Below are 25043 nucleotides of genomic sequence, written 5' to 3' on the forward strand. Positions count from 1 at the left end.
CGGCTGGCTGTGCTTCTGCTGACAGCATCCGGCGGCATTTCATCATTGGCATGGGTTACAATTTGAATCTGTAAAAGTGCGACCAGGACCGGAGTATAGGAAAACTAAAGGAGATTCGTATGCGTACATCAGAAATTGCGAAGCGGTTTTTGGCTTATTTTGAGAAGCACGGCCATCTGGTGACGACTTCCGCTTCTCTGATCTCCCCTAATCCGACTACGCTTTTTACGATCGCCGGCATGGTCCCTTTTATCCCTTATCTTCTCGGGGAGCAGACGCCTCCATCGCGCCGTATGGCAAGCAATCAGAAATGTGTGCGTACGCTTGATATTGATGAGGTAGGGAAGACTACACGGCACGGTACCTTCTTCCAGATGCTGGGCAATTTCTCTTTCGGCGACTACTTCAAAGAGGAGGCGATCCACTATGCATGGGATCTGCTGACCTCGCCGCAGGATCAGGGCGGGTACGGTTTCGGCAAAGATACGTTATGGGTCACCACTTATACCGATGATGATGAGGCGCGTGCATTGTGGCGGAACGAAGGCATGGACCCTGAACATATGCAGGTGCTCGGTATGGAAGATAACTTCTGGACTACAGGAGGTCCGGGGCCCGGCGGGCCGTGCACGGAGATCTATGTGGACAGAGGGCCGGAGTATGGTCCGGACGGCGGCCCCATCGCTTCCGAAACACGGTATATTGAGATATGGGACCTTGTCTTTGAGAATTTTGAAGTCGATAATGTGAAGTCGAAAACTGACCTCCATATTGTTGGCGAGCTTGACAGCAAGAACATTGATACGGGTATGGGCCTTGAACGTGTGGCGTACCTTCTCCAGGGCAAGCAGAATATTTATGAGACCGATGAGATATTCCCTGTGATCGCTGAGGCAGAACGCCTGTCCGGCCTGTCCTACGGGGACGATGCCGGCCATGATGTCCGTTTCCGCGTTGTTGCAGACCATATACGGTCAGCACTGATGATTATGGGCGACGGTGTGCGGCCGAGCAATGAAGGGCGCGGATATGTCCTGCGGCGCCTTCTCAGGCGCAGTATCCGCGCAATGAAAATGCTCGGCGTAGAGCAGGAAGTCCTGCCGCATCTCCTTCCCGTATCCCAGGAACAGATGAGGCTGAGCTATCCTGAGCTGGATACCAATTTCGATTCTGTCTGTGAAACTGCGTACGGCGAGGAAGCTGCCTTCAGGCGTACCCTGGACCAGGGGTCCGTTATCCTTGATACCGCCATCCGCAAAGCGAAGCAGGATACGCAGCAGGAAAGCGCCGGGCGGCCGGTCGTTTCCGGCAGTGATGCGTTTGCCCTGCATGATACGTATGGTTTCCCCATTGAGCTGACAACTGAGATCGCCGCAGAGCAGGGGATTGCTGTGGATACCCATAAGTTCAGGGAGCTTATGGCAGAGCAGAAATCCCGCGCGCGTGCCGATGCGCTGAAAAAACGCCATAACGTTGATTTAAGTGTGTATGACGATGTCAAGAAGGCGCTTAAAGCCCCCATCGAATTTACAGGATATAAAGAGTATTCGAGCCGCGGGCGGGTGCTTGCCATTATCGATGATGAGCGGGGGGCAGTGCAGGAAGCAGCCGGCCCTGCAACGGTAGAGATCATCCTTGACCGCACTCCATTTTATGCCGAACAGGGCGGACAGATGGCTGATTATGGTGAAATATCCAGCGATAACGGCGCTACGGCTGAAGTCGATGATGTCCAGAAGCCTGTTAAGGATCTGTACGTGCACCACTGCCGGCTGGCTGAAGGGACACTGCATGTTGGGGATGAGGTGTCATCTTCTGTTGATATCCCGCGGCGTATTGGCATGACCCATTCGCACACTGCAACGCATATACTGCATAAAGTGGTGCGTGAAGTGCTTGGCGATAAAGCGACCCAGAGCGGTTCCGTTGTTGATCCTGACCGTCTGCGTTTTGATTTCCATTGGTCAAAGGCCCTGACGCGCCCGCAGCTTGATGAGATCGAAGCCCGTGTTAATGCGCGCATCCGTGATGACCTTGAAGTGACATGGAAGAACATGCCGATCAATGACGCCATGGAGCTTGGGGCTATGCATCTTTTTGGCGATAAATACGGTGACATCGTGCGCGTCGTGACTATTGGCTCAGACGGCTGGAGCAGGGAACTGTGCGGCGGGACCCATGCCCGGCGTACGGGGACGATCGGGTCGTTCACGCTGGTGTCCGAGTCCTCGGTAGGCACAGGCCTGCGCAGGATAGAAGCACTTGTGGGGGAAAAATCTTATGAGTTCACCCACAGCCAGCATATGATGGTCAGCCGCCTTGCGGATGGGCTCAATGCGCGCCCGGATGAGATAGAGGGGCGTGTTTCCCAGCTTGAGGAGAAGCTCAGGGAATCGGACAGCAAGCTTGCACTGATCTATGAGCAGCAGATAGAAAGTATGGTCCCGCAGCTTGTTGAAATGGGTGCGCAGGATGACGGCCCTGTGATTGCTGTGGCCCGTGATGTAGGTACTTTCGGCTCCGCCGATGCCCTGCGCAAGGCTGTAACTGATATCCGTGCGCAGCTTGGCAGCAGCAGGCCCGCAGCAGTGGCGCTTGCCGGAGTAAGCAACGATACCGGCAAGCCGGTCATTTTCGTTGCTGTCAACGGGCCTGCCCAGAATTCCGGAATAAAAGCCGGAGACCTTGTACGCAGCGCTTCTGCGATACTTGGCGGCGGCGGCGGCGGAAAGCCTGATTTCGCCCAGGGCGGCGGGCAGGACGCCCGGAAGATCGGTAAGGCACTGCAGGCGGTTGAGCAGCAGGTCCGAAGCCAGCAGATCAGCGAGGCCTAGGGTTGTCTGCCGGCGGTATATGGATGGGACTGGATCCGGGCAATTCCCGTATAGGTGTTGCCCTGTCCGACCCTGAGCTTTCTTTTGCGCATCCTGACAGGAATATAGCCGTTTCGGGCGATTACTTCTATGCTCTGGATGATGTTATTGCGCTGATCGAAGATAACAATGTGCAGCACGTAGTGGTCGGGTACCCCCTGCAGCTTGACGGCAATGAAGGCCGGTCAGCAAAGAAAGCACGCCGGTTCAGCGAGGCGGTCTCCAGAAGGCTGGCCGCGGACGGGTATAATGCCGGTGTTGAGCTTAAAGACGAACGGATGACTACGGTAAGCGCCCATGCCCAGCTGCACGAAGCAGGGATGGGCATGCGCCGCCACCGGCAGGCTGTAGACCAGCAGGCTGCTGTTATCATCCTGCAGAGCGCGTTGGATACATACAGGTCTTCAGTGTCGCCGTAGAGGAACTGAGCGGCTGAAAGCTTATGCCTAATATGATGTGGTATTATGCAAAGGTCATACTCAGGATATTTTAAAAGAAACACGTGCAGTGATGATTGGAGGCTTCATGTCAGATAACGAAAGGGACCATGACGATTTCATGGATTTCTTCGAGAACCGTCTGAATGAAGGTAGTGCGCATGCCGAGCATACCGGCAGCAGGCATTCTGCGCCGTCCTCGCCTCCAGCCGGGCGTAAAGCGTTAAGGCATGCCCGGGAACGGGACAGACGGAATAAAGGGAGGCGCAGGGCTTCCCATGCAATACTGGCTGTACTGCTTGCGGCCATCCTTCTTACGGCGGGTTTTTATACTGTCAGGGGGATATCTGCAGCAAAGCGAAACACTGAATCGGCGCAAAAAATGGCAGACTGCTCAGATTATCCCGGGCCGGGCGCAGGAAGCGTAAACTTTACCATAGCCAAGGGCGAAAGCGCGAGCTCCATATCGCAGCGGCTGGAGCAGGCAGGGATAGTCAGGACTTCCTGTGCTTTCAGCAATGCTGCATCAGGAGCAGGTGCAGCCCAGTCTTTGCAGCCGGGGACTTTTGAGCTCAAGAAAGGGATGAAGGCGTCGGATGTCGTTACTGTCCTGAGCAATCCCAATAATGCAAAAAGTATCCTTAACATCGTTGCAGGGGATACGGTAAAGAAAGTAATCAGGAATGCTGCCGCAGCAGCGGATAACCTTACGGAGGCAGATTTCCGGAAAGTTATTGATAATAAAGGTGCGGGAATACTTCCCGCGGAGGCAAAAGGCAGTTTTGAAGGCTGGCTGCAGCCGGGGACGTATGATATCAAAGATGCGGCCAGTGCCGGCGATGTCCTGAAACAGATAGTACAAGCGCGTATCAGGCATCTTGATGACCTTAAAGTCCCTTCCGGAAAAGACCGGGAAACGATACTTACCAAGGCGTCGATCATCGGTGCGGAGGTCAACAGGTCAGAATATTACGGCAAAGTTGCCCGGGTGATCGAAAACAGGCTTGCCAAAGATATGCCTTTAGGCATGGATGCTATCAATGTATACGGGCTGGGGCTTGATGATGCCAGCCAGCTGACAAGCGCCCAGCTGGCGGATCCTAACGACCTTTATAATTCGCGTATACAGAAGGGTCTTCCCCCCACGCCGATCGGCAGCGCCAACGATGCTTCCATTGCAGCAGCGATCAATCCGGTCCAGGGAAACTGGCTGTATTTTGTGACTGTCAACACTGATACAGGCGAAACTAAATTCACCGATAACAGTGAGACGTTCAACCAATATTCGAGGGAATATCACGAGTGGCTGAAAAATAAGGGCAGCAGCAAGTAGTTTCTTTCTTTTATGCCCTGCCCTCAGCCCGAAGCTGCAGTTAAAGGGGGATCCCCGCCGCGTATGCTGCTGTAACGATGACGGCAGCCAGGGTTATAAATGGTACAAAGGGGAGGCTGCCTGTTTTTGCTTTTGTAACTATGCTGCTGCAAGGCTGCGCCTTCTTTGCCCGTGCGATAAGCTTCATTACCCCTAACCCTGCGAGGCCAAGTATCCCAAGGACTGTCCACCACCATACTGCTGCGGTCCATCCCAGCCAGCCTACAGCCAGCGTGATAAGCCATGTAGCTGTAGTATCCCCAAACCCGAGTGCCCCCGGCCGTACCATAGACAGTGCGAACTGGATGCCTGCGCATACGAATGAGGAAATCACTGCTGAAACAAGCCTTTCCCACGGGTTATGCCCGTCATGAAAACAGGCGGCATCACAAAGATGTGCCGTAACTGCCGCAGCATAAGCAGCAAAAACCGACAGCTGGATGATATACCCTGTGATGACCGCAGCCCGCGGCACGGTACGCGATCTGATATCGGATACCGATAGGCAGATGCCGGCGATAATGCCGGGCGCAGTCAGACATGCAGATAGATAAGCCACTACGTAATATATACCTTAGAATCGAAAATAAATAAAGGTGACGGTAAGAGCATGTTGCGATGGCAAACAGCTGAATCCCATGGCGAAGCTTTAGCAGCGCTGATAGAAGGGATGCCCGCCGGAGTGGCGGAAAACTGCTCCACGTCACATGTGAATGATATGATTAAATCCCATGGTTGATGAACATGGTGATAATAATCCACAACACGTGACAAAGCATATTTTCGTTACCGGCGGTGTTGTTTCTTCCCTTGGCAAAGGCCTTACGGCATCTTCTTTGGGGCGCCTTCTGCGCAGCCGCGGCCTGCATGTTTTGCAGCAGAAGCTGGACCCTTATATCAATGTTGACCCTGGTACAATGAACCCGTTCCAGCATGGTGAAGTATATGTAACTGAGGACGGGGCTGAAACTGATCTGGATATTGGCCACTATGAGCGGTTCCTTGACGTTTTCCTCAGCCAGCGGGCTAATGTCACTACGGGCCAGATATACCAGAATGTGCTGCGTAAGGAGCGGGCGGGCGAATACCTCGGACAGTGCGTGCAGGTGATCCCGCATATCACCAACGAAATAAAAAGCCGTATGCGCGCCCAGGCTGATGACGGTGTCGATGTGATCATTACTGAGATCGGCGGTACTGTGGGCGATATCGAATCGCAGCCGTTCCTTGAAGCAGCGCGCGAGGTACGCCGTGAACTCGGGTCTGACAACTGCATGTTCGTGCATGTATCGCTGGTGCCGTATATCGCGTCCGCCCATGAGCTGAAGACTAAACCTACACAGCATTCTGTGATGATGCTCCGCCAGGTGGGCATCCGTCCCGATGCACTTGTCCTGCGTTCCGACCGTCCGCTGTCGGAAGGCATCAAAGACAAGATATCCCTGATGTGCGATGTGGACAGCGACGCTGTGGTCAACTGCGTAGATGTGCCGAGCATTTATGATATCCCCTGTATGCTGTATAAAGAGGGGCTTGACTCTTATGTAGTGCGTTGCCTCAGGCTCAGCAAGGCGCATGATGTTGAATGGGGCGACTGGGCAGACCTTGCCGAGCGTGTCAGCAATCCGCGTGAAGAAGTGACTATTGCTATCGTCGGCAAATATATTGACCTGCCTGATGCATACCTGTCAGTCACTGAAGCTATAAAAGCCGGCGGTTTCGGCAACTGGGCAAAGGCAAATGTGCGCTGGATAGCTGCCGATGAATGCGAGACGATGGAAGGCGCGCAGCGCAGCCTGAGTGACGTGGACGGGATCGTTATCCCCGGAGGCTTCGGCATACGCGGTATTGAAGGCAAGATCGGCGCCCTCCGCTGGGCGCGTGAGAATAAAGTGCCGGTACTTGGGCTGTGTCTTGGCCTGCAGTCCATTGTTATTGAATATGCACGCAATGTTGCCGGTATTGAGCATGCCAATTCTTCAGAGTTTGACCCCCAGTGTGAAAACCCTGTTATTGCCACGATGGAAGAGCAGCGTAAATTCGTTGAGGGCTCCGGGGATATGGGGCATACTATGCGGCTGGGGGCTTATCCGGCAGTACTGAAGCCCGGTTCCCTTGCTGCCCGGCTGTATGGAAGCGAAAACGTATCGGAACGCCACCGTCATCGTTATGAAGTCAATGTAGCGTATAAACAGCAGCTTGAAGATGCAGGCCTGCAGATAAGCGGCACAAGCCCTGACGGTGAGCTTACCGAATTCGTTGAGCTGCCTCAGGATATCCATCCGTTCTATATCGGGACGCAGGCCCACCCGGAGTTCAAGTCGCGCCCGACGAAACCGCATCCCCTGTTCAACGGCCTTGTCAAAGCGGCCATCGAATTTAAGCGGACCCATCATCAGGGGCAGGGCTCCTTATAGGGGAGCAAATCCCTGCCCGTATGCGGGCCAGCCGGGCTGTGCGCATGCAGTGTACGGCAGACACATTGCATACCGTATGTGTATGCGCACTGCATGCATGTAACAGAGATAACTATACGCCCCCTTCCCTTTGGCCTTTTGAAGGTCTACAATAAAAAAAGTTATGCGCTACGGGAGGTGTCTGTGGCTTCAGCAGATAAGGTACAGCAGGATTCATCGGATGTGGAGATGAACCAGTATGTTGCTGACCGCGCAAATGTTAATGAGGATAAGCTCAGGCAGGATGATGAGATCATCGCCCAGTTCGGTGAATATAATTACGGCTGGCATGATTCTGATGCCGCGGGGGAAGCGGCTAAAAAAGGGATCGATGAGCAGGTAGTCCGTGATATCTCTGCCGATAAAGGCGAACCTGGGTGGATGCTTGACTACCGCCTGCGGGGATATCAGGCCTTCATCGGTAAACCTATGCCTGAATGGGGTATTGACCTGAGCGGTTTCCGTGCGGAGGATTTCAAATATTACGTTAAGCCGATCGACAAGCCTGTAAGCTCGTGGGATGAGTTGCCCGATGATATCCGTAATACTTATGACCGGCTGGGCATACCCGAGGCTGAGAAAAAGCGCCTGGTCTCCGGTGTGGCGGCGCAGTATGAATCGGAAGTCATTTATAATTCTATCCGTGAAGACCTCAAAAAGCAGGGTGTTATTTTTGTTGATACCGATGCTGCTGTAAGGGATTATCCGCAGCTGGTCAAAAAATATTTTGCCACAGTTATCCCTCCGGATGATAATAAATTTGCTGCGTTGAATACTGCCGCATGGTCCGGCGGCTCTTTTGTCTACGTCCCTAAAGGGGTGCACGTCGATATCCCGCTGCAGGCATACTTCCGTATCAACACACCGGCTATGGGACAGTTTGAACGTACCCTGATCATCGCTGACGAAGGCTCCTATGTCCATTACGTTGAAGGGTGCACTGCCCCCATCTACTCGCAGGATTCCCTGCATGCCGCCAATGTGGAGATCATTGTTGAGAAAAACGCCCGTGTGCGGTATACAACAGTGCAGAACTGGTCCAATAACGTGTACAATCTGGTGACCCAGCGGGCATATGTGCGCGAAGGCGGCACTATGGAATGGGTCGATGGCAATATTGGTTCCAAGGCAACGATGAAATACCCTGCATGCATCCTTGCAGAGCCGTATGCCAAGGCTGAGACCCTGTCGCTCGGCTTTGCCGGGCGCGGCCAGTACCAGGATACCGGGGCGAAAATGATCCATTGCGCCCCTCATACAAGCTCAACGATCGTTGCGAAATCGATCTCCCGGGGAGGGGGGCGTTCAGCATACCGCGGGCTGGTGAAAATCGCTGACGGGGCATATGGCTCAAGTTCCAACGTTGTGTGCGACGCCCTGCTTGTTGATGATTTCTCGCGTTCTGACACATATCCGCATGTGGATGTGCGCGAAGATGATGTATCTATGGCACATGAGGCTACGGTTTCCAAGGTTTCCGAAGACCAGCTCTTCTACCTGATGAGCCGGGGGCTTGAGGAGAAAGAAGCGATGGGGATGATCGTGCGGGGTTTTGTGGAACCGATCTCGCGCGAGCTGCCTATGGAGTATGCCCTTGAACTGAACCGCCTGGTCGAACTGCAAATGGAAGGATCTGTTGGTTAATATGGCATCGCATGAGCATGATAATAATGAAATAAAGGTCCCTGTGGCAGACCCCAATGATCCGTATGCCGTTCCGGCTGCTATGCCGTCCAGCGCGGATAAGGCCGTGCGGTCGTTTGACCCGGATGCTTTTGCCATGCCTTCACGCCGCCAGGACGACTGGCGTTTCACGCCTGTGGAACGGATAAAAGAGTTTTTCACAGCCTTTGAGCCGTCCTGTGCAACGGAAGTTTCCCTGGGTGCGGCCGGCGGAGGTCCGGCTCCTGCGCAGAATGCCGTACTGCGTAAAACTACCACGGAGGATGAGGACGCCGGTATCGTTTCACAGCCGAGCGACAGGGCTTCTGCGGTTCAGTGGGTGAGCGCGCATAATAATACGTATGTGCTTGAGCTTTCAGGTCAGTGGGATATTCCGGCCGTTCTGCGGATCACAGGGAAATCCCTGGCTCCTGACGCGCTTCATATTGTTATCAAAACCGCCGACTATTCGCACGGCGATATAATCATTGAGCATCAGGGGGATGCGAAACTGGCTGAAGGGCTTGAGATCATAACAGGGAAGGGGTCCCATATCTGCGTGGTATCTGTCCAGGAATGGTCTGACGCAAGCAAGCACGTTGGCAGCCACCGCATCAGGGTAGGCGAAGGCGCGGTGCTGCGGCATTGTGTTGTTACCCTTGGCGGGGATGTTGTGCGGCTGCGCATGGATCAGGATTTTGCCGGGCCCGGCAGTGAACTCAATATGCTGGGGATCTATTTCGTCGATCCGGGTCAGCATATTGAACACCGTACTATGGTGGTGCATAATGAGCCGGAATGCAAATCACGGGTCATCTATAAAGGGGCCTTGGAAGGAAAAGATGCGCATTCCACATGGGTAGGCAATGCCCTGATACAGCCATCTGCCCCGGGCACAGACTCATATGAGCTGAACCGCAATCTGGTCCTTGTCCCCGGTGCTGTTGCAGATTCCGAACCAAACCTGGAGATTGAGAACGGCAATATCATAGGGGCAGGCCATGCCAGTTCTGTCGGCCGGTTTGATGATGAAGAGCTGTTCTATCTGCAGTCCCGGGGAGTCCCTGAAACCGAAGCCCGCAAGCTTGTGGTACGGGGGTTCTTCGGCGAGCTGATCGATGAGATCGGTATCCCTGCTATTTCCAGCCATCTTATGGATGCTGTCAACAGGCGTCTGGAAAACACTGAAAATTATTCATATCCACAGGACACCAGCCAAGACCTCAACAAGGAGTAAATTATGCCGGTACTTGATATCAAAGACCTTTATGCTTCGGTAGAGACAAAGGAAGGGCGCAAACAGATCCTTAAAGGGGTCAGTCTTACCCTTAATTCTGATGAGACGCATGCAATCATGGGGCCTAACGGTTCCGGGAAATCAACTTTGGCCTATACCCTCGCCGGGCATCCAAAATATATTGTGGACAGCGGGCAGGCGTTGCTTGACGGCAGGGACCTGCTGAAAATGACGCCGGATGAGCGTGCAACGGCCGGGCTGTTCCTGGCCATGCAGTATCCGGTGGAGGTGCCGGGGGTCTCTATGACCAATTTTCTGAGGACTGCCAAAACCGCTGTTGACGGCACGGCACCGGCTATCAGACAGTGGACAAAGGATCTGGCTGCTTCCATGAAAAACCTGAGGATGGATCCTAAATTCGCCCAGCGTTCTGTCAATGAAGGTTTTTCCGGCGGTGAAAAAAAGCGGGCAGAAGTCCTCCAGCTTGAACTCCTGAAGCCGAAATTTGCTATTATGGACGAAACGGATTCGGGGCTTGATGTTGATGCCCTCCGTATCGTTTCTGAAGGCGTGAACCGGGCAAAGGAAAATACGGGGCTCGGCATCATGCTTATTACGCATTATACGAGGATTCTCAAGTATATCAGGCCTGATATCGTGCATGTATTTGCACAGGGCAGGGTAGTGGAAACAGCAGGGCCTGAGCTTGCCGATGAGCTTGAAGAATCAGGGTATGACAGGTTCCTCCCTGAAGGTGCCGATTCTGAATCAGCATTGGCGTAGGCGGATATGGCAGATACAGGATATATCCGTTCGCAGTTCCCTATACTTAAACAGAAGGTGCACGGGCATCCTCTGGTTTACCTGGATTCGGCTGCTACAGCGCAGAAGCCGCAGTGTGTTATTGATGCTGAGCGTGATTTTTATGAGACCGTCAATGCGGGGGTCCATCGCGGGGCACATGAGCTTGCAGCACGCAGTACCCAGGCTTATGAGGATGCACGGTCCCGCGCAGCGCATTTCGTTGGGGCGCAGTCTCAGCCGGGGGCTGAAGAAATAGTGGTGACGCCTGGTGCAACAGCGGGCCTGAACCTGCTGGCTACCGCATTCGGGAATGCAAGCCTCGGGCAGGGAGGCGAAGCCGCCCGGCGTTTTGCCCTCAGGCCTGGAGATGAAATAGCGGTCACGCGCGCTGAACACCATTCGGCCCTTTTGCCTTTCCAGGAGCTTGCAGCACGTACAGGGGCAGTACTTAGATGGCTTGATCTTACTGAAGACGGGCGCATCCGTACAGACAGCGGGATGCTTGGTTCGGTGATCACTGAGCGCACGAAAGCTGTGGTATTTACACATATTTCCAATGTAACGGGAGCAATCACCGACGTTGCGCCTATTGTGGCGTGTGCGCACGAAGCTGGGGCGGTCACTGTGCTGGATGCATGCCAGTCAGTCCCGCATATCGGTGTCGATTTCCATGCCATGGATGTCGATTTTGCAGTATTCAGTGCGCATAAGATGTATGGCCCTACGGGGGTGGGGTTCCTGTACGGACGGCGTGAGCTTCTGGAGGCTTTGCCGCCTGCAAGTTTTGGCGGTTCTATGGTGGAGCTGGCGTGGATGAACAGGCCGGCGCAGTATATGGACCCCCCGGCACGGTTCGAAGCCGGTACCCAGCCGGTTGCACAGGCTGTTGCTGCAGGAGAGGCTGCACAATGGATGATGGATATCGGCATGGATACTGTCAGGCAGCACGAGGCGGCACTCACCAGGCATCTCCTGGAACTCGGCTCTGTGCCCGGCGTCCGCATCCTTGGGCCGGCAGAGGACCGGGACCGTATTGCAACTGTTGCTTTTGAAGTCGAGGGCGTTCACCCTCATGATGTCGGGCAGTTCCTTGATGCGCAGGGCATAGCTATCAGGGTCGGTCATCATTGCGCACAGCCGGTCCATCGCCATTTTGGGGTATATGCTTCCAACCGCGCCTCAGCGGGGGTATATACTACCGATGACGATATTGACGCCCTTATCAGTGCCGTCAGCCGGGTCCGCAGCTTTTTCGCTGCATAGTATCAGGGGATAGGGGCTGCAGTTTTTCTATCCTGCGGTGAAATGTGCCCCGCTCTGCTTGTGTACGACAGCGGTATGCGTAAACTGTCTATTGTGGACGATTTTGGATTATCCGGCAGCGATCTGGAGCAGATGTATCAGGAAGTCATTCTGGAGGCGTCAAAGGACCCGCACGGCAAGGCGCATTTTGCCCAGGATATTACATCTGCACAGTCAGAAAATGAGGATAACAGGGGCGTTCCCGGAAGGGCAGCGGCTTCAGCTGTGCTGACGGCAAGCCATGAGTACTGTGTGCCGGCGCAATCCCATCAGTTCAATCCTACCTGCGGCGATGAAGTCACTGTGCGTATTGAGCTTTCAGACGGGTCCGACGGTAAGCCTGTCCGTATAGAAAGCCTTTCATGGGATGGGCAGGGATGCTCTATATCGCAGGCAAGCCTGTCGATCATGTATGACCTGGTCCAGGGCAAAACACTTGAAGAGGCTATGGAGCTGGATGCCGTGTTCCATGAGCTGATGGATTCACGGGGCAAGGGCCTTGATGATGAAAGGAAAAACGACCTTCTCGAGGATGCCGTGGTATTCCAGGGCGCTTCCCAATACCCGATGCGCATAAAATGCGCACTCCTGGGATGGGAAGGCCTGAAGGATTCTGCTGCTTCCGCTCTGGCCCGGATCAGCACAGTACCCGGTGGAAAGGGGTCTGCCGTCAGCCCGAAGCAGGCTGCACGGTCCATGTCGGAATCCGGTGATAGGGGACAGGAATAGGTAAAGATAAGGAGCCGGACATGGCAGGGGAAACTGAGCATAATACCCATAAAACCGATAGGGAAGGGGCTGTGCAGGATGTGCCTGAGCAGGCCGGACAGGGGGGTATCACCATCACTTCGCTGGATGATATAGGCCGTGCTACTGCTGAAGATATCAGGGAAGCCCTCCACCAGGTCATGGACCCTGAACTGGGGATTGATGTTATTGATCTGGGGCTGGTCTATGGTATTGAGATAGACCATCTTGGACGGTGCATTATTACTATGACGCTGACAACGCCTGCCTGCCCTCTGACAGACCTTATTGAAGATGAGTGCGCCAGTGCGCTGGCCGGGATCGTTGATGAATTCCGCGTAGACTGGACATGGACGCCGCCATGGAGCATAGATATGATAACGCCTGAGGGTGCAGAACAGCTCGCCGCACTGGGCTTCAACCTTAACAGCCTGCCGCGGGCCTATGCCTGACTTATGATGGCCAGCCATAGGCCGACAGCATAGTTACGCTTCAATCACAGTGCCCTTCGGGACAACAGTGATACCTTCGGGAGTAATGGTCAGCCCCCGTGCGCTGTCCCTGTCATGGTCGAGGCCGACAGCAGCATTTTCCTCCACGATAACATCCTTATCGAGGATAGCCTTATAGACGCGGGCATTCCGGTGGATCGCGCAGTTGTCCATAATGACTGAATCAACGACCTGGGACCATGAATGGACGCGGACGTTCGTCGCAATGACGGAGTGGTTCACTTCGCCGCCCGAGATGATTGCCCCGGGGCATACCATGGATTCGGTGGCATGGCCCAGGCGGTCGGAATCTGCGTGGACGAACTTTGCGGGCGGGAGGGAACCTACATTGCTGTAAATCGGCCATTCGGCATTGTACAGGTCGAATTCAGGGACATGGGCAATCAGGTCCATATGGGCATCATAGAACTGTTTAAGGGTGCCGACGTCACGCCAGTAGTCCCTGTCCTGCTCGTTGGCGCCGGGGACATCGTTATCATGGAAATCATAGACCCCGGCCTGCTTGCGGGCAGCAAAGTACGGGGCTATATTGGTCCCCATATCGTGTTTGGAATCCGGGTCTTCAGCATCGATACGCAGTGCCTCAAAAAGCGAATCGGTGTTGGCAACATAATTCCCCATAGAAGCAAGCATCAGATCCGGTGCATCGGGGAGCCCCTGTGCTGTTGCCGGCTTTTCCTCGAAATTGGTAATAAGCTTGCGGTCCTGCGGGTCGGTATTGATGACCCCGAACTGGTCCGACTGGGAAACAGGCTGCCGGATCGCAGCCACAGTAAATTCAGCGCCTGTATCGATATGCGACTGGACCATCTGCCGGTAATCCATGCGGTATACATGGTCTGCCCCGAGGATAAGGACGATATCAGGCCGTACGTCTTCGATGATATTTATAGTCTGGGCGATCGCGTCGGCACTTCCGAGGTACCACCGTTTGCCCAGGCGCTGCTGTGCCGGGACAGTTGACACGTAGTTGTCCAGCAGGGAAGAGAAATGCCACACACGCGAAATATGGCGGTCCAGCGAATGGGATTTATACTGTGTGAGCACAATGATCTGACGGTAATCAGAGTTGACCAGGTTGCTTAGCGGGAAATCGATCAGACGGTACATCCCGCCAAAAGGCACAGCCGGTTTCGCACGGTCGCGCGTCAGCGGCATCAGCCTCGTGCCTTCTCCCCCTGCCAGAATGATCGAAAGTACTTTCGGATTCTTTTTTGACATAATCTCTCCTGACTTAGCTTCTTTGCAACTGGAATGGTATTGTGGTACTTCCTATTGTTGCACAAAAATAGTTTCGGCGTGTCGGATTCAGCAAATATCAGGTATGGAATTTTGGGAAGGGGTTCCTGTACAGTTAAAGGGATTTTCGCCCAGTGCAAAAATTAGGTATCCATAATCAGGCCAGCATGGCTATGCTGCCGTGTGTGGCATGCAAAAGGAGAGGTATGGCTTTGAATCTCACATGGAAGCTTCACGGCGACGGCAAACATATTGCCCCAGGTGAAGTGATCGAACCGGATGAACGGCTGACATGGGGGCGTACCGCAGGTATCGGTGCCCAGCATGTTATTGCAATGTTTGGGGCGACGTTCCTGGTCCCTATACTGACAAAATTCGACCCGTCGGTAACGCTGTTCTTCACAGCCCTGTCGACAGCGCTGTTCCTGCTGATCAATAATAATGTGCTGCCCAGCTATCTGGGCAGCTCTTTTGCTTTTATAGCCCCAATCAGTGCTGTTACCGCTGCACACCAGGGGATGGAAGGGTTCCAGCTGGCGAGCTTCGGTATCCTGTGCACGGGTGCCACGCTTGCGGCTGTAGGTATTATTGTCCATTTTGCGGGCGCAAAGTGGATCGATACTGTTATGCCTCCTGTAGTCAACGGGGCGATAGTGGCGATCATCGGCTTCAACCTTGCCCCAAGTGCATGGAATAATTTCAAAAAGGCGCCGGTAACAGCTATTGTCACCCTTGTATCAGTAATGCTTATATCTGTCTTTTTCAAAGGGCTTATCGGGCGTCTGAACATCCTCCTCGGTGTGGTGATCGGGTACATTGTTGCCTGTTTCCGGGGCGAGGTCAATTTTTCCCCTATCGGCAAGGCTGCGTGGTTCGGATTGCCTGCTTTCCATACCCCGAAGGCTGATTTCAGCATACTGGCGATGTTCCTTCCCGTGGTGTTCGTCCTTATTGCCGAGAATATCGGCCATGTCAAATCTGTCTCGCTGATGACCGGCCGGGATTATGACGGACGTATCGGCCGTTCGCTTTTTGCTGACGGCCTGGGGACAGTGTTTGCAGGTATAGGCGGAGGGTCAGGCACCACGACGTATGCTGAAAATATCGGTGTTATGGCTGCAACGAAAGTCTATTCGACTGCCGCCTACTGGTTTGCGGCACTGTTTGCACTTATCCTCAGCCTGTGCCCCAAGTTCGGCGCCGTTATCAACACCATACCCGAGGGTGTCCTGGGCGGGGTGACTACGCTGCTGTACGGCATGATCGGCATGCTTGGCGTGCGGATATGGGTAGAGAATAAAGTTGATTTTGCCAAGCCTGTGAATATGACAGTAGGCGCCGTAACAATGATCATCGGCATCGCAGATTTCACTTTTGCCGTCCATGGCGTCAGCTTCAACGGTATTGCGATCGGTTCTGTTGCTGCCCTCGCTGTCTACCACCTTCTGAAGCTGCTGGGCACAGCTACCGGCGTCATCAAGGACAGCTCCGATTATATTACGGAGAAGGCCGATACGGCGCCTCTGTCGGGGACGGGGCGGGATGAAAATATTTCGCCCGGGGAAAGGTGATTTCCGGCAGCGGCGCATAAGGCGCATAAACTGAGTGCCGGCGTGCTTAGACACACGCAACACGTAAGGCTGTACTTCGGCCAGTGGGCGTGGTAGGCTATTCTACTGTTGCGTGAAGCATCTGTCCGGGTGGCGGAATGGTAGACGCGCTAGCTTGAGGTGCTAGTGCCCATCTTGTACGGGCGTACGGGTTCAACTCCCGTTCCGGACACAATAAAGCCCCGTGAGCGGGGCTTTTCTGTATCTGCTAGATCTGTAATCCTGATTGCAGCAGACGCGGCTGTCATAAATGATCGCAAGCCTTGCTAAAGTATCAGTATGACGTTCCCCCTGTTCATAGTCCCTCAGCTGCGGGAAAGCATCAGTCTGCCTGAAACGCCGTCCACCGATGGCGATGGCAGCTCAAGTCTTGCAGGCACTGAAGCGGTCCTGCCTGCCGGTGTATACCAGCACGCCGTCAAGGCCATGAGGCTGGGCAATAATGATACGTTATGGCTCAGCGATGGTATGGGGCTCAAGGTCAGGGCAGTTATCACAGACAGCTCGGAAGGGATGGTCCGCATAGAGGGCCAGTCATATGAATCTGCCCCCCAGATCAGGCTGGGCCTTATCCAGGCGCTGGCGAAATCCGGACGGGATGAACAGGCTGTTGAAATGGCTGTGGAGATTGGGGCGGATGCTGTCATCCCGTGGCAGGCTGACCGCAGCATAGTCCAGTGGAAAGGCCCCAGGGCTGCTAAAGGGCGGGAGAAGTGGCATGACCGCCTTGTTATGGCAGCGGAACAATCACGGCGCTCCCGGGTGCCTGAGCTGGGGCAGCTTATGGTTACGAAACAGCTGGTCCCGTGGGCTGCCGGGCAGGTTCAGTCCGGCAATGCGGTTATCGTGCTCCATCAGGATGCAGCTGATACATGGGGGGATATATCGCGGATGCTTTTAGGACAGTATGCCCGGACCATGGACGATGGTGCTGCCCATGATGCAGGGGGCAGCGCATCAGCCCCCAGATATATTTATATTGCTGCAGGCCCTGAGGGCGGGATCAGCAGCAGTGAGATTGAACAGCTGAGATCTGCCGGGGCATATATAACACTGCTGGGCAGGAATATCCTGCGCGCTTCGAGTGCCGGCCCTGTTGCCCTGGCCCTGCTTTCCGAGGCTTTTGGGAGGTTCAGTGCAGGGCGGCAGGGGCTAATATAGAGGATATCCGGTAAAATATAAGCCAAAAAGGAGCTTAAAATGCATACTGAAGAAGACTGCCTGTTCTGCAGGATTGTTGCCGGCACAGTGCCGAGCACTAAAGTGTTTGAGAACAGTACAACGTATGCTTTTAAAGATATCCATCCCCAGGCGAAAGTCCACGTACTCGTAGTACCGAAAAAGCATTACGCTGATGTGCATGAGCTGGCTGAGTCAGACCCCGCAGAACTGGCTGATATCATTAGTGTTGCCCAGCATATAGCGGATGAGGAATACCATGGCCATTTCCGTCTGGAGTTCAACACCGGCGAAGACGCAGGGCAAAGCGTATTCCATGTCCATGCACACGTGCTTACCGGGGAAAAATTAGAGGAGTAGTCCTGCAGCTATATGGCGTCAACAACAAGAACTGTTATCATACCGGATGAGCTTGAACCGGTGTCAGTATTCGGCCCGGAAGACAGTGTTATCCGTACAGTCGAAAAAGCATATCCCGAACTGTCTATAGCCGTCCGCGGGAATAGGGTCGCGATCGTGTCCCAGTATTCGCGGACTGAACCGCAGGCAGAGGAAGCGGAAAGTTTTATCCATGGGCTTATTGATGCCGCTTATACAGCGCCGATTGATGCGGATGAGGCGGGCAGGCTGCTGGATCACAGGATATCCAGAAAAGCGGACCGCAAAGAGAGGAAGATCATTTCGCGTAATCCGCGGGGCGGCACCAGCTCAGACAGCCCGGATCTGCACCGCAAAGGTGCCGCCGGCGCAGGAAGCAGCGATAACGGTGTTTTGGGGATTGTGCCTATATTAGGCGGGCGTATGCCTAGTGTTATCACTATGGCGCACGGTACCCCGGTACGTGCGAAAACACCGGGACAGGCAGCATATGTCAGTGCGATAGGGACGCATACTGTGACATTTGCCATAGGCCCGGCGGGGACGGGGAAGACATATCTTGCTGTGGCCAAAGCAGTGCGGGCTTTTGATGACGGGACAGTGCGGCGGATCGTCCTTACCCGGCCCGCTGTAGAGGCTGGGGAATCCCTGGGGTTCCTTCCGGGGACGCTTGATGAGAAAGTGGACCCCTATCTGCGCCCTCTGTATGATGCCCTTGCTGACATGCTGGGCAATGAACGCTTGCAGCGCTATCTGTCCAACGGCACCATTGAAGTGGCCCCGCTTGCATATATGCGCGGACGGACTTTGAATGATGCTTATGTGATCCTTGACGAGGCGCAGAATACAACCCAGCATCAGATGAAGATGTTCCTGACCCGTTTAGGGTTCAATACCCGTATGATTATTACCGGGGATTCCACACAGGTCGATTTCGCAGTACGCAACTCAGGGCTCAAGGATATTGAGGATATCCTTGGAAGTGTTGATGATATTGCTTTCATACACCTTGACAGCCGTGATGTGGTCAGGCACAGCCTGGTCGCCAGGATAGTAGATGCCTACCAAGAATACGGCGGCAGGCAGGAAGCAGAGCACAGGGGGAGGAACGGCAGTGAGCGTTGATATTACTAATGAGACCCAATGGGATATCAATCCTATGGTATTTTCCGATCTGGCAGTATGGACGATGGACCAGATGCATGTCAGCACACACAGTGACCTTTCGGTCTCCTTTATTGAGCCTGAGCCTATGGCCCAGCTGCATATGCGCTGGATGAACCTTGAAGGGCCTACTGATGTCATGAGTTTCCCGATGGATGAGCTGCGTCCGGGGAGCGGGCGAAATTATCCGGAAGGACTGCTCGGCGATATCATCCTCTGCCCCCGGGTGGCAGCGGATCAGGCTGCTGCTGCGGGGCATTCCACGATCGAAGAAATGATGCTCCTGACGGTCCACGGGATCCTCCATCTCCTGGGGTACGACCATTCGACCCCCGCAGACGAACAGCGCATGTTCGGCATACAGCGCCAGCTCCTGCTTACTTTCCTTTCTGTGCGTTCAGGGACACTCAATGATGTGGCCCCTCCCGGTAACGGCAGCGGTACGGACAGCGAAGGCTTTATCACATATACCGATATCGATACAGATACGGCTGCAGATGCAGCTGCCGGGGAAAGTGCAGCGGAATAAATGGATATCCCAACACTGATTGCTATCGCAGCCCTTACTGCTGCAGCAATCCTTACTGTGTGGTTTGCTATCATCATGGCGGTCTGCGAAACTGCTATCGGCCGGGTATCACGGTCAACGCTCAACAATATGGTTGTTGAGGTACAGACGAATGATGAGTCCGATTTTGTCAGCAGGAGGAAGCTTAAGCGTATCCATGCGGTGCAGAAGTTTGTCACGCATCGTTATGCTACAGCTGCATCATGCTCTTTTATGCGGATCGTTGCCAATATATGCGAAGGCGTTTTTATAGCGGTTATTGCCCAGCTTGCCGGTGCTGCAGTATGGCTCCAGCTGCTTTCAGGAGCCATTGCAGCGCTGGCCGTGGCAGTCATATCTAATTTTGTCCGTCCGCGGACATCAAGTATCGATTCCGTCCACGTTATGATGCGGTATTCCCGTCTGGTGGCGTTTGTCCTGGCTCTGACGCCGTTCACCCTCCACTCGGAGAAGAACAGGTCTTCCAGGCTCGAAGAGCAGAACCTGTCTGATGATGAAGAGGTTGAAAAAGCCCATCTTGAGCAAGGGCGTGCAGCAATCGAACGGCTTGTCGAAAATAATATTTTTGACAAAGAGATTTCTGAGATGCTGCGTAATGTATTGACGCTGTCGGATACCCTCACACGTGAGATCATGGTCCCCAGGACCGATATGTTCTGTGTCGGGACGGGAACAACGCTGGGCAACCTGCTGAAAATGTGCTCGCGGTCAGGCTTCTCTCGGGTGCCCGTTATCGGGGAGTCTGTTGACGACCTCGCCGGGATGGCATACCTGAAAGATGCTGTCCGTGCGGTTGCCTTCAACCCTTCAGCCGGCAGCCGTACTGTCGATACTATAACCCGCAGCCCAATGCTTGTGCCGGAATCCAAGCCGGTTGATGACCTGTTCCACGATATGCAGGCTGAACGGCAGCATGTAGCGGTAGTTGTTGATGAATACGGCGGCATCGCAGGTATGGTGACCATTGAAGATGCGCTGGAACAGATCGTCGGCGAAATGGAAGATGAACATGACCGTGTACAGCACCAGGATCCTGAACAGCTGGAAAACGGCGGCTGGAAGGTCCCTGCGCGCACATCACTTGCCGATATTGAAGAGCTTTTCGAAATGGATATAGATGAGGATGATGTGGATACGGTATACGGCTTGCTCACCAAAGCCCTGGGGAGTGTGCCGATCGTAGGTTCAACAGCAGCGATCCACGGGCTGCAGCTGACAGCTGTGGACCAGGCCGGCCGCCGCAAGAAAGTCTCCACGATAGTCGTTGAACGGGAAAGCATAGGCCGTCAGCACAGCGGCAGCAGCGAGGATGACGGCAATGAGTGAAGGTAGGGAAAACATGCCTGAAAATCAGGATAATGCCGGCGCTGAAGGTTTCCGGTCAGGGTTCATTGCTGTTGTCGGACGCCCGAATGTCGGCAAATCGACCCTTATCAATGCCCTTGCAGGCAGGCAGATCGCTATCACATCATCAAAGCCTGAAACCACACGTAAAGCTATCCGTGCTATCGTCACCACAGGATCCTGCCAGATCATCCTGGTCGATACCCCCGGTATACACAGGCCGAGGACGGTCCTGGGGCAGCGGCTTAATGATATCGTTGACGAATCCCTGGCGGACAGCGATGCTGTCGCTTTCCTTCTGCCTGCCGACCAGGAGATCGGCCCGGGGGACAGAAGGATCCTCAGCCGCCTGCGCCAGCAGTTTTCCCATAAGGACAGTGAGGGACAATGGCAATGGTCCAAGCCTGTTTTAGGGGTGATCACTAAAATCGATCGCTGCACAAGGGATAGCCTGATCGATAAGATCATGGAAATTGACCAGTTCGGGCATTTCTCGCAGATCGTCCCCGTATCCGCATTACAGTCAGATAATGTTGATGAAGTGTTTGGCGTTTTCCGTGAGGCCGTGCCGGAGGGCCCCCAGATGTATCCTGAAGGCCAGGTATCTGAAGAGCCTCCTGAGGAAACGATAGCAGAGCTTATCCGCGGGACCTTCCTTGAAGAGCTTGACGATGAGCTCCCCCATTCCCTGGCTGTAGTGGTGGATTCGGTGGAGTATCCTGAAACTGGGGAAGCTGAAGGGGATACTGCGCAGGAAGGCGGCAAGGCCATAGTCCATGTTTCGATCTATGTAGAACGCGATTCCCAGAAGCCTATCATTATTGGGCGGAAGGCACAGAACCTGGTAAAAGTAAAAAAGAAGCTGAGGACCCCGGTCAACCGTCTGGTAGGGCAGAAAGCGGCGCTGGACCTGCATGTTAAGGTTGCCAAAAGCTGGCAGTCCGACCCTAAGAAGATCCAGCGGCTGGGGTTTATATAAATCAGCATCACAGGGATATACAGGAATAAGGAGTTCATATGAGTATCCATAACGGCAGTGAAGATGCCACTGTTAATGTGGCGATACTCGGCCTTGGCCGTATCGCTGAACGGATGGCTGCAACCCTGGCAGAAATGAGAAACGATGTCCGGTACAGCAAGGCTGTAATCCTTTATGCCGCGGCAACACGGGATGACCGGCAGCGGGCGCAGAGGTTCGCAGAAAAATACGGATTCGCGCATGCGTACGGGTCATACGATGAGCTGCTCAACGATGAGGCTGTGGATCTCGTCTATATTGCTACACCTCATGCATTCCATGCAGAACAGGCCATTGCATGTATGGAGCACGGCAAGAACGTACTCGTTGAGAAATCATTTACCGCAACAGAAGAGCAGGCCAAGAAAGTGATAGAAGTATCGCACAGGACCGGGCTGCTGTGTGCCGAGGCGATATGGACGCGGTATATGCCAAGCCGCCGGATGATCCTTGACGCCATGGCCGGCAGCGGGGAAGAGGGGATAGGGCCGGTGCATGCGGTCCATGCAGACCTGTCGTACCCCATAACATACAAGGAGCGTATAGTGGAGCCTGCACTGGCCGGAGGGGCCCTGCTCGATGTGGGCGTTTATACACTTAATTTTGTCCGCATGCTTTTCCCTGACGCTGATCCGCATGATATCATGACTGCTGCGAAGCTTACCGAAAAGAAAGTCGATGAGTCCAACGTGTCAGCTATCTGGCTTGATAACGGGGTCAAGGCGACAGTTACGTCGGCAATAGACTGCACCTCTGACCGCAACGGCGTTATCCAGGGGGAGAACGGACATATTACTGTTGACAATATCAATAACCCCGGAACCATCACTGTATACAACAAGGCAGGCGAAGCTGTCAGGACCCTTTCGGCACCTGAACAGATCACCGGGTTTGAATACGAAGTAATGGCGAGTATTGATGCTATACGCCGCAACGCTGTGGAATGCCCGGAGATGCCCCATGAGGAGACACTGTTCATCATGCGCCTGATGGATGCCCTGCGCCACAACTGGGGTGTATGGTATCCCTTTGAAAAGCAGGGGCAGCAGAAGGGGGTTTAACCTTTAAGCGCTTTTCTTCCGCGGTGTGTACATCTGGGTATCAAGCAGCTTCTGATAGCGCTTTATGACATGCGGACGGATCACTTTCATGGAAGCGGTGAGCATACCGTTATCCTGTGAAAAGTCCTCAGGAAGCACAATGAATTTCCTTACGGATTCAGCACGTGATACGCCTTCATTCGCCAGATCCACGTATTTCTGTATCTCACCGCGGACAGCAGCATTATCAGCAGCATCGTCAAGGCTCATATCCCGGTCAAGGGAATTCGCACCAAGCCAGTCCCTCAGGCTTTCTTCATCAAGGGTGATAAGGGCGCTTATGAATGGCCGCTTATCGCCGAGGACTACTGCCTGGGAAACGAGAGGGCATCTGCGGATAGCCTCCTCTATAGGTGTGGGGGAAACATTCTTCCCGCCTGCTGTGATGATAAGGTCTTTTTTGCGGCCTGTGATATAGAGGAAACCGTCATGGGTAAAAGCCCCGAGATCCCCTGAGGCGATCCATCCGTCGTCGGTAAATGCCTGTTTTGTGGCCTCATCGTTCTTATGGTAACGCCTGAATGCGCCCTCGCCCCTGATCTGGATCTCATCTTCCTCGCTGATCCGGATGGAGAAGCCTGGGAACGTTATACCTACAGAACCGGCATGGAACGGGGTGCCCAGAGGGTTGAAAGTGCACGGGGCGGAAGTCTCAGTCATGCCGTATCCTTCATACACCGGTATGCCGGCACCGCGGAAGAAGCTCAGCAGCTGCGGGTCTATAGGCGCACCGCCGCAGACAAGCCATTTCGCGCGTCCGCCAAGTGCCTCCTTAAGGGATGAATACACCAGGGGGCCATACGCCGCATGAAGTACGGTCTGGGGGAAACCTGCCTTCCCGTTGTCGGACACATCCGTCATATAACTGCGCGCAGTCTTAGTCGCAGAGGCAAAGATCCGCCCTTTGATACCATGGCCTGCCTTCTGTGAGGCAGCGTTATAGACCTTTTCAAATACGCGGGGCACGCCGATCATAATAGTAGGCTTTGCTACCTGGAGATCGGAGATAAGCGTGCCGATTCCTGTAGCGATATATACCTGGATAGAGCTGTAGACTACGCCGTAATTGATCGCGCGGGCGAAAACATGTGCCTGCGGCAGGAACATAAGGATGGAGCCGTCATCGGTATTCAGCAGGTCCGGGATGAATGCGTTGATATTAAGTGCAAAAGCGACCAGATTCCGCTGGGTGAGCTCAACACCTTTAGGTGCTGAAGTGGAACCGGAGGTGTAAACGATCGTGCACAGGTCGTCGAGCTTTACTGAAGCTATACGCCTGTCAAGCTCTTCATCGGAAACCGACCGCCCGTATGCCTGGAGTTCCTGGAGCGCCCCATTCTCCAGGCAGGAAATATGCTTCAGCGACCTGCAGTCCTCAATAGCACCGTCAGCGCGCTCCAGCATATCGCGTGTCTGGACTATAAGCACTTTTGCATCGGAATTATTGACGATAGTCCGGATCTGTGCTGCTGAGTCTGTATCGTAGATCGTAGAAAGCACCCCGCCGATTGACAGTACAGCTGCGTCAACGATATCCCATTCATAGCTTGTACGGCACATGAAAGCAACACGGTCGCCAATTTTCAGGCCCCGGTGCATCAGTCCTTTTGCTGCAGCGCGTATATCTTCCAGAGCTTCATTGGCGCTTTTGGTAACCCACCGGCCGTTATCTTTGAAGTGGAAAAGCGGCCCGTCGCCGGTCCTGCGCGCGCGGTCTGCATACAGCGAATAGATCGTCATATCGTCAGGGATATCAGTAACGCCTTCCGTGGTGCTGGTCAGAAGATGGGTCTTTTCATCAATATATGTGGTGGTCGGGTAGTTCTCAGACCAGTAGTCTGTGTGCGGCAGGGGGATACCCTCCGCCGCAGTAAAGGGGCTTCCGGAGTCTTCGGAATACGAGTTTTCCTGATCAGGATATGCTTCTTCACTGTGCGAAGGTACGATGCCCTGTATCCTGCTTTTAACACTGTTGAGGAATCCCATACCCGCTCCTTATATGCACTTGTAGTCGTAATTCTTCACTTATGTATCTCCAGTT

The 25043-nt window shown here is 54.1% G+C and carries 21 protein-coding genes and 1 tRNA gene; 19 read left to right on the forward strand and 3 right to left on the reverse strand.

Annotated features, from left to right (window positions below):
- Positions 1–119 precede the first annotated feature (119 nt).
- The 3 genes from alaS to mltG all read left to right on the forward strand — a co-directional run bounded on the left by alaS (position 120) and on the right by mltG (position 4643).
- Complete coding sequence (alaS, locus tag ABKA16_RS02775) at positions 120–2834, forward strand: alanine--tRNA ligase (RefSeq protein ID WP_380999011.1); 2715 nt, start codon at positions 120–122, stop codon at positions 2832–2834.
- 23 nt (positions 2835–2857) lie between these two features.
- On the forward strand, positions 2858–3292 hold the full coding sequence (gene ruvX, locus ABKA16_RS02780; RefSeq protein ID WP_380999008.1) for a Holliday junction resolvase RuvX: 435 nt from the start codon (positions 2858–2860) through the stop codon (positions 3290–3292).
- 106 nt (positions 3293–3398) lie between these two features.
- On the forward strand, positions 3399–4643 hold the full coding sequence (gene mltG / locus ABKA16_RS02785; RefSeq protein WP_380999006.1) for an endolytic transglycosylase MltG: 1245 nt from the start codon (positions 3399–3401) through the stop codon (positions 4641–4643).
- A gap of 40 nt (positions 4644–4683) precedes the next feature.
- On the opposite strand, the gene ABKA16_RS02790 is transcribed toward mltG, so the two are convergent.
- On the reverse strand, positions 4684–5241 hold the full coding sequence (locus ABKA16_RS02790) for a hypothetical protein (protein WP_380999003.1): 558 nt from the start codon (positions 5239–5241) through the stop codon (positions 4684–4686).
- A gap of 172 nt (positions 5242–5413) precedes the next feature.
- On the opposite strand from ABKA16_RS02790, the gene ABKA16_RS02795 reads away from it, so the two are divergent.
- From ABKA16_RS02795 to ABKA16_RS02825, 7 genes are all read left to right on the forward strand, one after another.
- Positions 5414–7099 carry a CTP synthase gene (locus ABKA16_RS02795; RefSeq protein ID WP_380999000.1) on the forward strand — a complete coding sequence of 562 codons (1686 nt, stop codon included), beginning with the start codon at positions 5414–5416 and terminating at the stop codon, positions 7097–7099.
- A 228-nt stretch (positions 7100–7327) separates the two neighbouring features.
- Complete coding sequence (gene sufB / locus ABKA16_RS02800; protein ID WP_381000127.1) at positions 7328–8782, forward strand: Fe-S cluster assembly protein SufB; 1455 nt, start codon at positions 7328–7330, stop codon at positions 8780–8782.
- A gap of 1 nt (position 8783) precedes the next feature.
- Positions 8784–10037: a Fe-S cluster assembly protein SufD gene (sufD, locus tag ABKA16_RS02805; protein WP_380998997.1), complete on the forward strand. Its 1254-nt coding sequence runs from the start codon at positions 8784–8786 to the stop codon at positions 10035–10037.
- 3 nt (positions 10038–10040) lie between these two features.
- Positions 10041–10820, forward strand: a complete 780-nt coding sequence (gene sufC / locus ABKA16_RS02810; protein WP_380998994.1) for a Fe-S cluster assembly ATPase SufC — start codon at positions 10041–10043, stop codon at positions 10818–10820.
- 6 nt (positions 10821–10826) lie between these two features.
- A complete protein-coding gene (locus tag ABKA16_RS02815; RefSeq protein WP_380998991.1) occupies positions 10827–12104 on the forward strand; it encodes a SufS family cysteine desulfurase in 1278 nt (425 codons plus the stop codon).
- 93 nt (positions 12105–12197) lie between these two features.
- Entirely contained in the window at positions 12198–12872 is a 675-nt protein-coding gene (gene sufU, locus ABKA16_RS02820; protein WP_380998990.1) for a Fe-S cluster assembly sulfur transfer protein SufU, read from the forward strand.
- 20 nt (positions 12873–12892) lie between these two features.
- On the forward strand, positions 12893–13342 hold the full coding sequence (locus ABKA16_RS02825; RefSeq protein ID WP_380998988.1) for a metal-sulfur cluster assembly factor: 450 nt from the start codon (positions 12893–12895) through the stop codon (positions 13340–13342).
- Positions 13343–13375: 33 nt separating this feature from the next.
- Here the strand turns inward: ABKA16_RS02825 and glgC are convergent, their stop codons facing one another.
- Positions 13376–14623, reverse strand: coding sequence for a glucose-1-phosphate adenylyltransferase (glgC, locus tag ABKA16_RS02830; RefSeq protein WP_380998987.1), 1248 nt, complete (start codon positions 14621–14623; stop codon positions 13376–13378).
- Positions 14624–14847: 224 nt separating this feature from the next.
- Between glgC and ABKA16_RS02835 the strand changes: the two genes are divergently transcribed.
- From ABKA16_RS02835 to ABKA16_RS02875, 9 genes are all read left to right on the forward strand, one after another.
- Positions 14848–16212 (forward strand): uracil-xanthine permease family protein, encoded by a 1365-nt coding sequence (locus ABKA16_RS02835; protein ID WP_380998985.1) that lies wholly within the window; start codon positions 14848–14850, stop codon positions 16210–16212.
- A gap of 123 nt (positions 16213–16335) precedes the next feature.
- Positions 16336–16423, forward strand: a tRNA-Leu gene (locus ABKA16_RS02840).
- A 107-nt stretch (positions 16424–16530) separates the two neighbouring features.
- A complete protein-coding gene (locus ABKA16_RS02845) occupies positions 16531–17412 on the forward strand; it encodes a 16S rRNA (uracil(1498)-N(3))-methyltransferase (protein ID WP_380998983.1) in 882 nt (293 codons plus the stop codon).
- A 39-nt stretch (positions 17413–17451) separates the two neighbouring features.
- Entirely contained in the window at positions 17452–17790 is a 339-nt protein-coding gene (locus tag ABKA16_RS02850; RefSeq protein WP_380998981.1) for a histidine triad nucleotide-binding protein, read from the forward strand.
- A gap of 12 nt (positions 17791–17802) precedes the next feature.
- Complete coding sequence (locus tag ABKA16_RS02855) at positions 17803–18933, forward strand: PhoH family protein (RefSeq protein ID WP_380998978.1); 1131 nt, start codon at positions 17803–17805, stop codon at positions 18931–18933.
- Positions 18923–19501, forward strand: coding sequence for an rRNA maturation RNase YbeY (ybeY, locus tag ABKA16_RS02860; protein ID WP_007147319.1), 579 nt, complete (start codon positions 18923–18925; stop codon positions 19499–19501). The genes ABKA16_RS02855 and ybeY overlap by 11 nt, the downstream gene beginning before the upstream one ends.
- Positions 19502–20866 (forward strand): hemolysin family protein, encoded by a 1365-nt coding sequence (locus ABKA16_RS02865; RefSeq protein ID WP_380998974.1) that lies wholly within the window; start codon positions 19502–19504, stop codon positions 20864–20866.
- Positions 20859–21863 (forward strand): GTPase Era, encoded by a 1005-nt coding sequence (gene era / locus ABKA16_RS02870; protein ID WP_421671960.1) that lies wholly within the window; start codon positions 20859–20861, stop codon positions 21861–21863. Before ABKA16_RS02865 ends, era begins: the two co-directional genes overlap by 8 nt.
- A 38-nt stretch (positions 21864–21901) precedes the next feature.
- Positions 21902–22963: a Gfo/Idh/MocA family protein gene (locus tag ABKA16_RS02875; RefSeq protein ID WP_380998968.1), complete on the forward strand. Its 1062-nt coding sequence runs from the start codon at positions 21902–21904 to the stop codon at positions 22961–22963.
- A gap of 3 nt (positions 22964–22966) precedes the next feature.
- Here the strand turns inward: ABKA16_RS02875 and ABKA16_RS02880 are convergent, their stop codons facing one another.
- Positions 22967–24988, reverse strand: a complete 2022-nt coding sequence (locus tag ABKA16_RS02880; protein WP_380998966.1) for an AMP-dependent synthetase/ligase — start codon at positions 24986–24988, stop codon at positions 22967–22969.
- Positions 24989–25043 lie beyond the last annotated feature (55 nt).

It is taken from the genome of Scardovia wiggsiae, assembly GCF_051045985.1.
Classification (GTDB): domain Bacteria; phylum Actinomycetota; class Actinomycetes; order Actinomycetales; family Bifidobacteriaceae; genus Scardovia; species Scardovia wiggsiae.